The organism is Micromonospora sp. AB353, from assembly GCF_049538395.1.
Lineage (GTDB): Bacteria > Actinomycetota > Actinomycetes > Mycobacteriales > Micromonosporaceae > Micromonospora > Micromonospora aurantiaca.
Genome location: NZ_JBMVFV010000114.1, coordinates 1 through 14,764 on the forward strand (window position 1 = coordinate 1; position 14,764 = coordinate 14,764).

10 protein-coding genes and 1 pseudogene are annotated in these 14,764 nt (G+C 72.3%); 7 read left to right on the top strand and 4 right to left on the bottom strand.

Features of this window, described 5'->3' with window-relative positions; all coding sequences use genetic code 11:
* Positions 1-200: 200 nt before the first annotated feature.
* Positions 201-878: a hypothetical protein gene (locus ACPCK6_RS27620; protein ID WP_396882810.1), complete on the bottom strand. Its 678-nt coding sequence runs from the start codon at positions 876-878 to the stop codon at positions 201-203.
* Between the two features lie 69 nt (positions 879-947).
* Between ACPCK6_RS27620 and ACPCK6_RS27625 the strand changes: the two genes are divergently transcribed.
* The 3 genes from ACPCK6_RS27625 to ACPCK6_RS27635 are packed head-to-tail and all read left to right on the top strand — an operon-like array spanning position 948 to position 5,399.
* Positions 948-3,566 (top strand): valine--tRNA ligase, encoded by a 2,619-nt coding sequence (locus tag ACPCK6_RS27625; RefSeq protein ID WP_423482665.1) that lies wholly within the window; start codon positions 948-950, stop codon positions 3,564-3,566.
* Between the two features lie 58 nt (positions 3,567-3,624).
* Positions 3,625-4,959 carry a bifunctional folylpolyglutamate synthase/dihydrofolate synthase gene (locus ACPCK6_RS27630; protein WP_396882808.1) on the top strand — a complete coding sequence of 445 codons (1,335 nt, stop codon included), beginning with the start codon at positions 3,625-3,627 and terminating at the stop codon, positions 4,957-4,959.
* Positions 4,956-5,399, top strand: a complete 444-nt coding sequence (locus ACPCK6_RS27635) for a DUF4233 domain-containing protein (protein ID WP_423482666.1) — start codon at positions 4,956-4,958, stop codon at positions 5,397-5,399. The genes ACPCK6_RS27630 and ACPCK6_RS27635 overlap by 4 nt, the downstream gene beginning before the upstream one ends.
* Before the next feature lie 72 nt (positions 5,400-5,471).
* Here the strand turns inward: ACPCK6_RS27635 and ACPCK6_RS27640 are convergent, their stop codons facing one another.
* Positions 5,472-6,851, bottom strand: coding sequence for a VOC family protein (locus tag ACPCK6_RS27640; RefSeq protein ID WP_423482667.1), 1,380 nt, complete (start codon positions 6,849-6,851; stop codon positions 5,472-5,474).
* Between the two features lie 145 nt (positions 6,852-6,996).
* On the opposite strand from ACPCK6_RS27640, the gene ndk reads away from it, so the two are divergent.
* Positions 6,997-7,422: a nucleoside-diphosphate kinase gene (ndk, locus tag ACPCK6_RS27645; protein ID WP_013288023.1), complete on the top strand. Its 426-nt coding sequence runs from the start codon at positions 6,997-6,999 to the stop codon at positions 7,420-7,422.
* 60 nt (positions 7,423-7,482) lie between these two features.
* On the opposite strand, the gene ACPCK6_RS27650 is transcribed toward ndk, so the two are convergent.
* Complete coding sequence (locus ACPCK6_RS27650; protein WP_396882804.1) at positions 7,483-7,923, bottom strand: carboxymuconolactone decarboxylase family protein; 441 nt, start codon at positions 7,921-7,923, stop codon at positions 7,483-7,485.
* A gap of 189 nt (positions 7,924-8,112) precedes the next feature.
* Here ACPCK6_RS27650 and ACPCK6_RS27655 point away from each other — a divergent pair, with 189 nt between their 5' ends.
* The 3 genes from ACPCK6_RS27655 (at position 8,113) to ACPCK6_RS27665 (ending at position 14,053) form a co-directional block, all read left to right on the top strand.
* Entirely contained in the window at positions 8,113-9,672 is a 1,560-nt protein-coding gene (locus ACPCK6_RS27655; RefSeq protein ID WP_396882803.1) for an alkaline phosphatase D family protein, read from the top strand.
* Positions 9,673-10,041: 369 nt separating this feature from the next.
* The gene (gene ileS / locus ACPCK6_RS27660; RefSeq protein WP_423482668.1) at positions 10,042-13,188 is read left to right on the top strand and encodes an isoleucine--tRNA ligase; all 3,147 of its coding nucleotides are present in this window, start codon (positions 10,042-10,044) and stop codon (positions 13,186-13,188) included.
* Between the two features lie 157 nt (positions 13,189-13,345).
* A complete protein-coding gene (locus tag ACPCK6_RS27665) occupies positions 13,346-14,053 on the top strand; it encodes a lysophospholipid acyltransferase family protein (RefSeq protein ID WP_396882801.1) in 708 nt (235 codons plus the stop codon).
* 4 nt (positions 14,054-14,057) lie between these two features.
* Here the strand turns inward: ACPCK6_RS27665 and ACPCK6_RS27670 are convergent.
* Positions 14,058-14,764, bottom strand: a pseudogene (locus ACPCK6_RS27670) (hypothetical protein); the annotation flags it as partial.

A 14,764-nucleotide genomic window follows, 5' to 3' on the forward strand; every position in this document is an offset into this window, starting at 1 on the left:
GTGGCCCTGAATTGCGTTCACCGGAGAGCCGACCCCTAGCCGACGTGCATGAGCGGCCATCGCCCACAGCGCCGGCACCGCGCCGGACCTCGCCGAGCTGGCGAGCCGCCCACCACTTCCCCGGAGTGGCGGCAAGGAAGTGCCTCGGATCCAGCCACCCCGCCGAGCTGGCGTGGACGAGTGAGCGCCGAGGGCGCGGGTCAGCGGCTCTGGACGGACTCGCGGATGTCGCGGAACAGGGCCGCGGCGTCGTCGACCCGGCGGCCCGGGAACATGCCCATCACCACACTGCCGTGGTCGGCCCACCCGCACACCGCGAAGTCGCCGCCGTCGCCGCTCGTCGTACCGCACTTCATCACGCCGCCCAGGCGGCCCGCGTCCACCTCGCGCAGCCCTGCCACCCGGCCGGTCTCGTCGGCCATCAGGCCGAACAGGGTGTCCAGGTCACGCTCGGGCTGCCAGAGCAGCGTGGTGCCGCCGAACAGCAGCACCGAACGCTTGGCGTCCCCGCGGTCGGAATAGACAGCGCCGTAGCCGCGGTCCAGCTCGATGTCGGCGGCCAGTCCGTCGCGCAGGTAGTCGGCGGTGCTGCGGGCCCGCTCGCTGTCGTCGCGTACCAGCCCGGCCACCTCGGCCGGCTGACCGAGCGTGGTGTCCTTCTGCTGGACCACCCGCCAGCCGCCCAGCCCGAGCGCGCCGGCGCCGGCCAGGCCGGCCGCCAGCAGGGCGGCGAGGACGATCTTCCGGCGCCGGGAGACGGGACGGCGTTCGGGCTCCTGCGCGGGATCGCGGCGGCTCAGCTCGATCGGCTCAGCGGTCAGCTCGACCGGATCGGGACCCCCGTCGACCGGGCGCTCGGTGAGATGCGCGTCGGACATGACCGCCACCGTACGCGAATCACAGGTGGTGCACGTCGGGTCCCCGAAAGCGCTCCGTAGACTTTCAGGGTGACCGAGAGACTGGATGCCCGACGCCCCGACGCCCCGACCCTCGCCGGCCAGTACCAGCCCGGCGAGGTAGAGCAGCGACGGTACGAGCAGTGGGTAGCCGGCGGGCACTTCCGGGCGTCGGCGGACAGCGAGAAGCCGCCGTTCACCATCGTCATCCCGCCGCCGAACGTCACCGGCTCGCTGCACATGGGGCACGCGTTCGAGCACACGCTCATGGACGCGCTCACCCGGCGCAAGAAGATGCAGGGGTACGAGGCGCTCTGGCTGCCGGGCATGGACCACGCCGGTATCGCCACCCAGAACCTGGTCGAGCGGCAGCTCGCCGGTGAAGGGCTGTCCCGGCACGACCTCGGGCGGGAGAAGTTCGTCGAGCGGGTCTGGCAGTGGAAGGCCGAGTCCGGCGGCGCGATCCTCGGCCAGATGCGCCGGCTCGGCGACGCGGTCGACTGGGACCGTGAGCGCTTCACCATGGACGAGGGCCTGTCCCGGGCCGTGCAGACCATGTTCAAGAAGCTCTTCGACGACGGGCTCATCTACCGGGCCAACCGGATCATCAACTGGTGCCCGCGCTGCCTGACCGCGCTGTCCGACATCGAGGTGGAGCACACCGACGACGAGGGCGAGCTGGTCTCGATCCGCTACGGCGACGAGGTCGTGGTGGCGACCACCCGCGCCGAGACCATGCTCGGTGACACCGCGGTGGCGGTGCACCCGGACGACGAGCGCTACCGGCACCTGATCGGCACCGAGGTGGAGCTGCCGCTCACCGACCGGCGGATCCCGATCGTCGCCGACGAGCACGTCGACCCGAGCTTCGGCACCGGCATGGTCAAGGTGACCCCGGCGCACGATCCGAACGACTTCGAGATCGGCCAGCGGCACGACCTGCCCTCGCTGACGATCATGGACGAGCGCGGCGTCATCACCGCGCCCGGCCCGTTCCAGGGCCTGGACCGCTACGAGGCCCGCCCGGCGATCGTCGCGGCGCTGCGCGAGCAGGGCCGGATCGTGGCCGAGAAGCGGCCGTACCTGCACGCGGTCGGGCACTGCTCGCGGTGCAAGACGACTGTCGAGCCGCGCCTGTCGTTGCAGTGGTTCGTCAACACCGCCCCGCTCGCGAAGGCCGCCGGCGACGCGGTGCGCGACGGCCGAGTGAAGATCGAGCCGGCCGAGCTGGCCAAGCGCTACTTCGCCTGGGTCGACAACATGCACGACTGGTGCATCTCCCGCCAGCTGTGGTGGGGACACCGCATCCCCGTCTGGTACGGCCCGGACGGCGAGATCGTCTGCGTCGGCCCGGACGAGGAGCCGCCGTCCGGCGAGGGCTGGCGGCAGGACGAGGACGTCCTGGACACCTGGTTCTCCAGCGGGCTGTGGCCGTTCTCCACGCTCGGCTGGCCCGAGCGCACCCCCGACCTGGCGAAGTTCTACCCGACCAGCGTGCTGGTCACCGGCTACGACATCCTGTTCTTCTGGGTCGCCCGGATGATGATGTTCGGCCTGTACGCGATGGACGGCGTCCAGCCGTTCGACGTGGTGGCGCTGCACGGCATGGTCCGCGACGAGCACGGCAAGAAGATGTCGAAGTCGTTCGGCAACGTGGTCGACCCGCTGGACTGGATCGACCGGTTCGGCGCCGACGCCACCCGGTTCACGCTGGCCCGGGGCGCCAACCCCGGCCAGGACGTGCCGGTCAGCGAGGAGTGGTGCCAGGGCTCCCGCAACTTCTGCAACAAGCTCTGGAACGCCACCCGGTTCGCGCTGATCAACGGTGCGCACACCGACGGCCCGCTGCCGGCCGGCGCTGACCTCTCCACCGTCGACAGGTGGATCCTGTCCCGGCTGGCGCACGTCACCGCCGAGGTCGACGAGCAGTTCGAGGCGTACGAGTTCGCGAAGGTCTGCGACCTGCTCTACCACTTCGCGTGGGACGACGTCTGCGACTGGTACGTCGAGCTGAGCAAGCCGGTGCTGGCCGAGGGCGGCACCGCCGCCGACGCCACCCGCCGGGTGCTCGGCCACGTGCTGGACCAGCTCCTGCGGCTGCTGCACCCGGTCATCCCGTTCGTCACCGACGAGCTGTGGGCCGCGCTGAGCGGCGGCGAGACCGTACTCACGGCGTCCTGGCCGGTCGCCGACCGTACCCTGATCGACGACGCCGCGGAGGGCGAAGTCGGCACCCTCCAGCGGGTGGTGACCGAGGTCCGGCGGTTCCGGTCGGACCAGGGGCTGCGGCCGACCCAGCGGGTCGCCGCGCGGCTCGACGGCCTGGCCGGCGCGGGCATTGCCGCGCACGAGCCGCTGGTCCGCTCGCTGGCCCGGCTGGACGCGCCCGGCGACGACTTCCAGGCGAGCGCCACGCTGGCCATGCCCGGCGCGGTGAGCGTCGCGCTCGACACCCGCGGCTCGATCGACGTGGCCGCCGAGCGCGCCCGGCTCACCAAGGACCGCGCGGCCGCCGAGAAGGAGGCCACCCAGGCGCGGGCGAAGCTGGACAATCCGGCGTTCGTCGGCAAGGCGCCCGAGCCGGTGGTGGCGAAGATCCGCGAACGGCTGGCGGTGGCCGAGGCGGACCTGGTCCGGATCGACGCCGCACTGGAGGCGCTCTCCTCGTGAGCGCGAGGAGTGAGCCGGGGTTGCGAGCCCCGCAGTCGCGAACGAAAGATGGCTCCGCATGAGTGACCGCACCGAGTTCGCCGAGGTGGAAGCCGCGCTCAACGCGCGCGGCTTCACCCGTATGCACTTCGAGCTGGAGAAGATCGAGACCCTGCTCGACCTGCTGGGCAGCCCGCAGCGGGCGTACCCGTCGATCCACCTGACCGGCACCAACGGCAAGACCTCGACGGCCCGGATGATCGACTCGCTGCTGCGGGCGTTCGGGCTGCACACCGGCCGCTACACCAGCCCGCACCTGGAGACCGTCCGGGAGCGGATCAGCCTGGACGGCGAGGCGGTGAGCGAGGAGCGGTTCGTGTCCACGTACCGTGAGATCGCGCCGCTGGCCGAGCTCGTCGACCAGCGGTTCGCCGAGCCGTTGACGTACTTCGACATGACCACGGCGCTGGCGTTCGCCACGTTCGCCGACGCCCCGGTCGACGTGGCGGTGGTGGAGGTCGGGCTCGGCGGCGCGGAGGACGCGACGAACGTCATCCAGGCCGGCGTCGCCGTGATCACCCCGATCGGGCTCGACCACACCGAGTGGCTCGGCGACACCATCGAGGACATCGCGCTGCACAAGGCCGGCATCATCCACCCCGGCGCCACAGTGATCGCGGCGGCGCAGGAGGAGGAGGCCGCCCGGCCGATCCTGGAACGCTGCGCCGAGGTCAACGCCACCGTCGCCCGCGAGGGCGCCGAGTTCGGCGTGCTGCGCCGCGCGGTCGCGGTCGGCGGCCAGGTGCTGACCATCCAGGGCCTGGGCGGAGTGTACGAGGAGATCTTCATCCCGCTGCACGGCGCGCACCAGGCGCAGAACGCGGCGGTCGCGCTGGCCGCCGTGGAAGCGTTCCTCGGTGCCGGCGCCCGGCGGCAGCTCGACATCGACGCGGTCCGTGAGGGATTCGCCGCGACCAGCTCGCCGGGCCGGCTGGAGCGGGTGCGGAGCGCCCCGACGGTGCTGCTCGACGGCGCGCACAACCCGCACGGCATGGCCGCGACGGTGGCCGCCGTGCAGGAGGAGTTCGCGTTCAGCAAGCTCGTCGGCGTGCTGGCGGTGCTCGGCGACAAGGACGCGGCGAGCCTGCTGGAACTGCTCGAACCGGTGCTCGACTCGATCGTGGTGGCGGAGAACAGCTCGGCCCGGGCGATGCCGGTGGACGAGCTGGCCGCGCTGGCGCGGGAGATCTTCGGGCCGGAGCGGGTGCAGGTGACCCGGGAGATGCCCGACGCCATCGAGGCGGCGGTGGCGGAGGCCGAGGCGGACGTGCCGGGCGAGCTGGCCGGGGTGGGCGTGCTGATCACCGGATCGGTGGTGACAGTGGCCGACGCCCGCCGGCTGCTCAAGCGATGACCGGCCCGCAGCAGCGCCCGACCGGTCCGGAGCAGGCGGGCGGCGTTGAGCGGCCGGTGGGCCCGGAGCCGGCGGGTGGTTCGGAGTCGGTGGGCGGCGTGCGGCGGTCCGGGCTGCGGAACCCGGACAAGGCGGTACGCGGACTCGGCGCCGGCACCATGTCGCTGGAGGCGCTGGTGCTGCTGCTGGCCATCCAGCCGATCCGGGTGGTCGGCGGTGACCTGAGCGGCGCGGCGATCGGCGCGATCGTGGCACTGGCGGTCGCCTGTGTGGTGCTCGCCGGGATGATGCGCCGCCCGTGGGCGTGGCACGCCGGCACCGTGATCCAGGGCCTGCTGCTGCTCTCCGGGCTGCTGCACTGGTCGCTGTTCGCGCTCGGGGTGATGTTCGCGCTGGTGTGGGCGTACGCGCTGCACGTGCGGCGGGTCATCCTCGGCTGAGCGTCGTCGCGCGGTCACGCGTGTTAAGAAGGGCCCCTTCCTCTACCCGAGGCGTTAAGAAGGGGCCCTTCCTTACACCTGGGCGAGGGTGCGCCACTGGGTCAGCGCGACGCCGTGGCCGTCGGGGTCGCGGAAGGCAGCCGCCCACACCTCCAGCTTGGTGCCCCGGTTGACCACGCGCGGGGCGTATGTGAACCGGACACCGGAGTCGCGCAGCCGCTCGTACGCGCCCTGGATGTCGTCCACCTCCAGGTTGACGTGCACCAAGCGGCGGCTGATCGGGGCGGCGCCGGTCACCCGGCGCAGCACCAGCCGGGTCGGCCCGGAGGCGAGCACGGCGTTGCCCTCGCCCCGGTCCAGCTCATCGAAGCCGAGCTCGCGGTAGAAGTCGAGGGACCGGTCCAGGTCGGTGACGAGCAGCGTGATGCCGACGCCGCTGATCGGGCTGGCCAGCTCGTCCGGCTCGGTCGCGCCGGACGGGCCGAAGATCGCCTCGTCCAGTTCCTCGGGCGTCGGCGGCGCGTCGGAGCGCCGAGGCGCGTCCGCCGGGTCGTCCAGCGCCACGTCGATCGGGTCGGGCCCGGCGTCGGCCGGCCCGGATCCGGCCGGTCCGGCGTCGGCCCGTCCGGCGTCGGCCGGCACCGAGTCAGCCGGCGGGGAGTCGACGAGCACCGTCTCGACCGGCACGGTGTCGACCGGCTCCTCGGCCGGTGAGCGGGGCGCCGGGGCGCGGCGGGGGAGCGGGCCGGGGCCGGCCGTGCGCTCGGCCCGTTCGACGAGCTGGCCCTCCAGCACCACCGGGCCGCCGGGGCTCTGGTGCAGCACCACCGGCTCGCGGTCCTCGGCCCGGGGCGGTACGTCGTCCAGGTACGGATCCGGCACGGGCGGGTAGTCGTCGCGGAAGTCGTCCTCCGGCGTGCGCCCGGCCCACGGCGGCGCCTCCTGCGCGATCAGCGGCTCGTCCAGCGGGTCCGGCTCGGTGGCGTACTCGGGCGGCAGGTCGGCGACCGCGGCGGCGCTCTCGGCGTGCGTGGGCACCTCGTCCCAGAGCACGCGTACGTGCCGCTGGTCGTCCAGCGCCACCCGGACCGGCAGCGCCTGGCCCAGCGAGGGCCACTTGGCGACCGGCACCCGAGGCTCGATGATCTTCTTGGAGCGGGGCGGCAGCCCCGGCGCGTCGATCACCAGTTGCAGCTCGCACCGGCCGAACGCGTACTGGGTGGGCGGCTCGGAGGCGCTGTGCACGTGCCCCAGGCCGATCACCCAGGTGCGGCCGCCGCCGCGTACCGTGGCCAGGGCGATCGCCAGCACCAGCAGCGCGACGCCGAGGGCCACGATGGCCCAGCTGGTCATGCCGAGCCCGAACACGGTCACGAAGGTGGCGACGGTGCCCAGCACCGCCCCGATCAGTTTGCGTACCGGCGCGATCGTGCGGTTCCCGCCATTCGCCACAGTGGACCTCCCAGGGGTTCCAGGGCCAGGCTAGGCCGCCGCGGCGGGCCAGGGAAGACGCAGCCGCCGCGCCGGCGCCGGGACCGGGTCGCTACGCTGACCGTACCCAGCCGAACCCCGTTTGAGTGCGCAGGAGGAACCCAGCGTGTCCAGCAGCAGCCCGGACGAGCGGTCGCTCGTACTGATCAAGCCCGACGCGGTGCGCCGCGGTCTGGTGGGCGAGATCCTGTCCCGTTTCGAGCGCAAGGGCCTGCGGATCGACGCGATGGTGAGCCGGACCATGGACGGCGACTTCGCCGACCAGCACTACGCCGAGCACGTCGACAAGCCGTTCTACCCGCCGCTGAAGACGTTCATGACCAGCGGCCCGCTGGTGGCGCTGGTGCTCTCCGGCGACCAGGTGGTCGAGGTCGTGCGCGCGATGATCGGCAGCACCGACGGCCGCAAGGCCGCCGCCGGCACCATCCGCGGTGACCTGTCGCTGTCGAACCGGGAGAACCTGGTGCACGCCTCCGACTCGGCGGACAGCGCCAAGCGCGAGATCGCGCTCTGGTTCCCCGAGCTGGCCTGACCGACACGCCGACGGCCCCGGTCCGCTCCTGGCGGGACCGGGGCCGTCGTGTGTCAGCGATCAGACCTGCGCCGGCGGCTGCGTCTGGCAGGTCACCGCGACCCGGTTCCACACGTTGATGGTGGCGATCGCCATCACCAGGTCCGCCAGCTCCTTCTCCGACCACACCTTCGCCGCGGCGTCCCAGACGTCGTCCGGCACGCCGTGCTCGCCGAGCCGGGTCACCGCGTCGGTGAGGGCCAGCGCGGTCCGCTCCCGCTCGTCGAAGAACGGCGCCTCGCGCCACGCCGCGACAGCGAACAGCCGGCGGCTGTCCTCACCGGCCGCCAGCGCCTCGCGGCTGTGCATGTCCACGCAGAACGCGCAGCCGTTGCGCATCGACGCCCGCAGCTTCACCAGCTCCAGCACGGTGTGGTCCACGTTCGCCCGGACGTACTTCTCCAGGCCCAGCACGGCCTGGTACGCCTCCGGTGCCACCGCCGCCATGTCCATCCGGCTCATCGCCGCCTCCTTGAGGGTTCGGGTACGCGCACAGGACGGGGCACGGTGGGCGCGGTGTGACGGCCCGGCGGTGTGACGGTGGTCATGCCTGGACAGCAGGCGTTGAGGTGCCGGTCACCTCGACCGGAGTTCCCGGCCACCTGCGGCCGGTAGACCGGGCTGGCGACACTGCCGAGACCGGGAGAACCCATGACGCACTTCGATCGACGTACCCTGCTCCGCGCCGGCCTGGTCGCCGGTGCCGGAGTCGCCGGCGGCGCGCTGCTCGGCGCGCCCGGCGCGCCCGCCGCGCCCGGCCTGCGGCGCAGCGGCCGGCCGCTGCTCACCCACGGCGTGCAGAGCGGCGACGTGACCGCCGACTCGGCGCTGGTCTGGACCCGCGCGGACCGGCCCGGCCGGATGCTCGTCGAGGTCAGCCGCCGGCCGGACCTGCGCGGCGCCCGCCTGGTGCGCGGCCCGGTGGTCGACCCCACCGGCGACCTCACCGGCAAGGTCCGCCTGCGCGGCCTGCCCGCGGGGGAGCGGCTGCACTTCCGGGTACGGGTGGAGAGCCTGGACCGGCACGGCCTGTGCAGCGAGCCACTGACCGGTTCGTTCGCCACCGCCCCCGGACGGCACCAGCGGCGTGACGTGCGGTTCGTGTGGACCGGCGACATCGTCGGGCAGGGCTGGGGGATCAGCACCGACTTCGACGGCCTGGCGATCTTCCGGGCCATGCGGGAGCGCCGCCCGGACTTCTTCCTGTGCAGCGGCGACACCGTGTACGCCGACGGCCCGCTGGCCGAGAGCGTGGTGCTGCCGGACGGCCGCACCTGGCGCAACCTGGTGACGCCGGAGAAGAGCAAGGTGGCCGAGACGCTCACCGAGTACCGGGGGCAGTTCGCGTACAACCTGCTCGACGAGCACCTGCGGGCGTTCGCCGCCGAGGTGCCGCAGATCAACCAGTGGGACGACCACGAGGTGGTGAACAACTGGTACCCGGGGGAGATCCTGACCGACGAGCGGTACGGCGAGAAGCGGGTGGACGTGCTCGCCGCCCGGGCCCGGCAGGCGTTCCACGAGTGGCTGCCGGTGCCGTCGGGCGGGCCGATGTACCGGAAGCTGTCGTACGGGCCGCTGCTCGACGTGTTCGTGCTGGACATGCGCACCTACAAGGACCCGAACGACGGCAACACGTACGCCGACCGCAGTCGCGGGCTGCTCGGCAGGGCGCAGCGGGAGTGGCTGATCCGGGAGCTGCGCGCGTCCCGGGCCACCTGGAAGGTGATCGCCAACGACCTGCCGATCGGCGTGGTGGTGCCGGACGGGTCAGCCGCCCAGGAGGGTGTCGCGCAGGGCGACAACGGCGCGCCGGCCGGCCGGGAACTGGAGTTCGCCGAGGTGCTGCGCGCCTCGCACCGGGCCGGGGTGACCGGGCTGGTGTTCCTCACCGCCGACGTGCACTACACCGCCGCCCACCACTACGACCCGGCGCGCGCCGCCGTGCGGGACTTCAGCCCGTTCTGGGAGTTCGTCTCCGGCCCGGCGCACGCCGGTGCGTTCGGGCCGAACGCGCTGGACGGCACGTTCGGCCCGAAGGCGGTCTTCGTGCACGCGCCGCCGCGCGCCAACACCTCACCGGCCGAGGGCTTCCAGCACTTCGGCGAGGTGACCATCGACGGCCCGTCGGCGGCCCTGACGGTCCACCTGCGCGACCGCGCCGGCGCCTCCCTCTGGACCACCACCCTCCCGGCCCCGTCGCGCCGCTGACGCCCGCGCCTGACCTCGTTGATCATGAGGTTGGCGGCGATGTGGATCTCCGATTCCGCCGTCAACCTCATGATCGACGGGCAGCAAGATACTCGGCGGCGCGGGGGGTGGGGGGTCGAGTACGCTTGACGGACACAGGCGACGACCCGGCCATCACCGGCGAGCCTCCGGAAGAACGGCCGGGTGACCGGCTCAGTAGAACCGGACGGGACGGCCCGTCACAGCCGGCCAACGAGCGGGCGGTCGCACCTCGGCCGCCAAGCGGGGTGGTACCGCGGGCCACGCCCGGGACGCCGGTCACGGCGTACCGGATTCGGCTCGTCCTCGCAGACCACAGACGAGTGAGCTGCTGAGGGAGAGCGACAGGCGATGGCCTATCCGTTGCACGACCCGACCGGCGCCGGTGTCCCGGCGAGCCCGGACCTGCCCGCGGTCGAGCGCCGGGTGCTGGAGCACTGGACGGCCGACAAGACCTTCGAGGCGTCGGTGGAGGCCCGCGACGCCGGCCGCGACGGCGAGAACGAGTACGTCTTCTACGACGGCCCGCCGTTCGCCAACGGCCTGCCGCACTACGGCCACCTGTTCACCGGCTACGTCAAGGACGTGGTGCCGCGCTACCAGACCATGCGCGGCAAGCACGTCGAGCGCCGGTTCGGCTGGGACTGCCACGGTCTGCCCGCCGAGGTGGTGGCCGAGAAGCAGCTCGGCATCACCACCAAGGCGGAGATCCTCGACCTCGGCGTGGCCCGGTTCAACGACGCCTGCCGCACCTCCGTGCTGGAGTTCACCCACGACTGGGAGCGGTACGTCACCCGGCAGGCCCGCTGGGTCGACTTCGCCAACGACTACAAGACGCTCGACCTGGACTACATGGAAAGCGTCATGTGGGCCTTCAAGACCCTGCACGACAAGGGTCTGGTCTACGAGGGCTTCCGGGTGCTCGCGTACTGCTGGCGGTGCGAGACGCCGCTGTCGAACACCGAGACCCGGATGGACGACGTCTACCGGGACCGGCACGACCCGACGCTCACCGTCTGGTTCGAGCTGACCGCCGACGAGAACGCGCCGGAACTCATCCGGGGCCCGGTGAAGCTCGGCGTCTGGACCACCACCCCGTGGACCCTGCCGTCGAACCTGGCGCTCGCCGTCGGCCCCGACATCCGGTACGCGGTGCTGGAGCGCGACGGGCAGCGACACCTGGTCGGGGAGTCCCGCCTCGGGGCGTACGCCAAGGAGTTGGAGGGGTACGAGCAGGTCGGCTGGGTGACCGGCAAGGCCCTGGTCGGACGCCGCTACACGCCGCTCTACGACTTCCTGGTCGAGCCGGCCGGGCCGAACGCCTACCAGGTGCTCGGCGCGGACTTCGTGACCACCGAGGACGGCACCGGGATCGTCCACCTGGCACCCGCCTTCGGTGAGGACGACCAGAACACCTGCAACGCCGCCGGCATCCCCACCGTCGTGACCGTGGACGACCACACCCGGTTCACCGCGCTGGTGCCGCCGTACCAGGGCGAGCAGGTCTTCGACGTGAACAAGCCGGTGATCCGGGAGCTGAAGGAGCGGGGGGTGGTGCTGCGGCAGGACACCTACACCCACTCCTACCCGCACTGCTGGCGGTGCGACACCCCGCTGGTCTACAAGGCGGTGTCTTCGTGGTTCGTCGCGGTGACCACGTTCAAGGACCGGATGGTCGAGCTGAACCAGCAGATCAACTGGACCCCCGGCCACATCAAGGACGGCTCGTTCGGCAAGTGGCTGGCGAACGCCCGGGACTGGTCGATCAGCCGTAACCGGTTCTGGGGCTCGCCGATCCCGGTGTGGAAGTCCGACGACCCGAACTACCCGCGGGTGGACGTCTACGGTTCGCTGGAGCAGATCGAGCGGGACTTCGGCGTACGCCTGACCGACCTGCACCGGCCGGCGGTGGACGACCTGGTCCGCCCCAACCCGGACGACCCGACGGGCAAGTCGATGATGCGCCGGGTGCCGGAGGTGCTGGACTGCTGGTTCGAGTCCGGCTCGATGCCGTTCGCCCAGGTGCACTACCCGTTCGAGAACCGCGAGTGGTTCGAGCACCACTACCCGGGTGACTTCATCGTCGAGTACATCGGGCAGACCCGCGGCTGGTTCTACACCATGCACGTGCTGGCCACCGCGCTGTTCGACAGGCCGGCGTTCCGCAACTGCCTGAGCCACGGCATCCTGCTCGGCTCGGACGGGCGCAAGATGTCCAAGAGCCTGCGCAACTACCCGGACGTCTACCACGTGTTCGACTCCTACGGGTCGGACGCGATGCGGTGGATGCTGATGTCCTCGCCGGTGCTGCGCGGCGGCGACATGGCGGTCACCGAGACGCTGATCCGGGACGCGGTGCGCCAGGTGCTGCTGCCGCTGTGGAACGTCTGGTACTTCTTCTCGCTGTACGCCAACGCCGACGGCCACACCGCGCGTCGTCGTACCGACTCGGCGAACGTGCTCGACCGGTACGTGCTGGCGAAGACGAACGAGCTGGTGGCGACCGTCGGCGCGCAGATGGACGCGTACGACATCTCCGGCGCCTGCGCCACCGTGCGGTCCTACCTGGACGCGCTGACCAACTGGTACGTGCGCCGGTCCCGGGACCGGTTCTGGGCCGGCGACGCGGACGCGTTCGACACGCTGTGGACCGTGCTGGAGACGCTGTGCCGGGTGGTGGCGCCGCTGGCGCCGCTGACCGCCGAGGAGATCTGGCGCGGGCTGACCGGCGAGCGGTCGGTGCACCTGACCGACTGGCCGTCCGCGGAGGAGTTCCCGGCCGACCACGAGCTGGTCTCCGCGATGGACAACGTCCGGGCGGTCGCCTCGGCGGCGCTGTCGCTGCGCAAGGCCAAGGGGCTGCGGGTGCGGCTGCCGCTGGCGACGCTCACCGTGGCGTCGCCGGTCGCGGCCCAGCTGCGGCCCTTCGCCGACCTGGTCGCCGACGAGGTGAACGTGAAGGAGGTCGTGCTCACCGACGAGGTGTCCGCGTACTGCCAGCAGGTGCTCACCGTGGTGCCGCGGGCGCTCGGCCCGCGCGTCGGCAAGGCCGTCCAGCAGGTCATCAAGGCGGTCAAGGCGGGAGAGTGGGAGCTGCGCGACGGCGCCCCGGTCGCCGCCGGGGTCACGCTGGCCGAGGGCGAGTACGAGCTGCGCCTGGTCGCCGCCGACGCCGAGCACTCCGCGCCGCTACCAGGCGGTGAGGGAGTGGTCGTGCTGGACACCGAGGTCACGCCGGAACTCGCCGCCGAGGGGCTGGCCCGGGACGTGGTCCGGGTGGTGCAGCAGGCCCGCCGCGACGCCGAGTTGGACATCTCCGACCGGATCACGGTGGCGGTCTCCGCGTCGGAGGAGGTGCGCGCGGCGGTCGCCGCGTACACCGGGTTCGTGGCCCGGGAGGTGCTCGCCGACAGCATCGACTTCGCCGAGGGCCTCGACGGCTTCGCCGGCGAGGCGGGCGAGGGCGAGCGCGTGACGGTGACGGTCCGCAAGGTGTGATGTAAGGCGGGGGCCCTTCTCAACGCCTCAGGTAGAGGAAGGGCCCCTGCTTAACACCCGCACCCAGCGAGTGGACTGCGGGCCACCCGCTCGGTGGCGGACGGCCGCGTCGGCTACCGTGACAGCGCCTGTTTCACGTACGACCGCCGGAGGACCCGTGCCCCTGCTCTACACCATCGGCAAGCTCACCGTGGCGCCCGCGCTCCGGTTGGCCTTCCGTCCGCACGTGGAGGGTTTGGAGCACATCCCGGCGACCGGCGGCGCGATCTTCGCCAGCAACCACCTCTCCGTCGCCGACGAGCTGCTCCTCGGCACCGTGGTGCCCCGGCACCTGGCGTTCTGGGCCAAGTCGGAGTACTTCACGGGCACCGGGCTCAAGGGCGGCTTCTCCAAGTTCGTGCTCACCGGGCTGGGCGCGATCCCGGTCGAGCGGGCCGGCGGCCGGGCCGCGCTGACCGCGTTCGACGCGGCGATCCCGGTGCTCAAGGCCGGTGACCTGGTCGCCGTCTACCCGGAGGGCACCCGCTCCCCGGACGGGCGGCTCTACCGCGGGCGTACCGGCACCGTCCGGCTGGCCATCGCCGCCGGTGTGCCGATCATCCCGGTCGGCGTGACCGGCACCGACAAGGCCCAGCCCATCGGTACGCGGATCCCGCGACCGGGCCGCGCCAAGATCACCATGAAGTTCGGCAAGCCGCTGGACTTCACCGGCCGTCCCGACGACCGCACGTCGCTGCGTGCGATGACCGACGAGATGATGGCCGAGATCCAGAAGCTCAGCGGCCAGGAGTACGTCCCGCGCTACGCCCCGAAGCGCGCAGACCAGACCGCCGGCGACAAGGCAGGCGGCGAGCAGACCGCCTGAGCGGTCAGGACTTCGGCACCACCACGCGCTGGCGCAGGTCGTTCAGCAGCCGCCCGCTGTCGTCCACCGACAGCCGGGTGAACACGCCTGTGGTGAGGCTGCCGTGGTCGGCCGAGACGCAGACCACCACCGCGTCGCCGTCCGCGCGGCCGACGGCGCAGCGCTCGTGGCGTCCCCGTACGCCGGTGTCCACCACCACCGACTCCTGCAGCGCGTAGTCCCCGGCGAGACGTTCGATCTCCGACTTGGCGTCCGACTCCGGGCTGAACCGCAGCCCGGTGCTGCCGAACAACGTCACCCGCTTGCCGTCGCTCGTGCTGTAGATGCCGGCGAACGTGTCCTCGGCCAGCAGGTTCGACTCGCGTACCCGGGACTTCAGCTCCTCGGCGGCGGCCCGGCTGCTGTCGTCCTGGCGTAGCCGCATCGAGTCGATCTGATCCGGGAGGGTGGCGCTGGCCGGGTACTGGGTGGAGATCGGCTGGAACCACCAGAGCGGGAGCCCGCAGCAGCAGGCGACGGAGAGCAACAGTACCCAGGGCCAGCGGCGCCGGCGGCGGGTCCGCTTCGGCGGCTGCTGCCAGCCCGGCGGTGCGACAGGCGGACCGGCCTTGACCCGGCGCTGCTTCGGCGGCCGTCCGGGCTTCGCCGGCGGCGCGAGGGGCGCCGCGGGCGGCAGGGGCCGGGCGGCGGGCGGAGCGGGATGGTGCGGCG

Bases quoted from the DNA above. Each gene is read 5' to 3' on its own strand.
- ACPCK6_RS27620 (WP_396882810.1), bottom strand. From the start codon at position 878: ATGTCCGACGCGCATCTCACCGAGCGCCCGGTCGACGGGGGTCCCGAT.
- ACPCK6_RS27635 (WP_423482666.1), top strand. From the start codon at position 4,956: ATGACCGGCCCGCAGCAGCGCCCGACCGGTCCGGAGCAGGCGGGCGGC.
- ileS (WP_423482668.1), top strand. From the start codon at position 10,042: ATGGCCTATCCGTTGCACGACCCGACCGGCGCCGGTGTCCCGGCGAGC.
- ACPCK6_RS27630 (WP_396882808.1), top strand. From the start codon at position 3,625: ATGAGTGACCGCACCGAGTTCGCCGAGGTGGAAGCCGCGCTCAACGCG.
- ACPCK6_RS27655 (WP_396882803.1), top strand. From the start codon at position 8,113: ATGACGCACTTCGATCGACGTACCCTGCTCCGCGCCGGCCTGGTCGCC.
- ACPCK6_RS27650 (WP_396882804.1), bottom strand. From the start codon at position 7,923: ATGAGCCGGATGGACATGGCGGCGGTGGCACCGGAGGCGTACCAGGCC.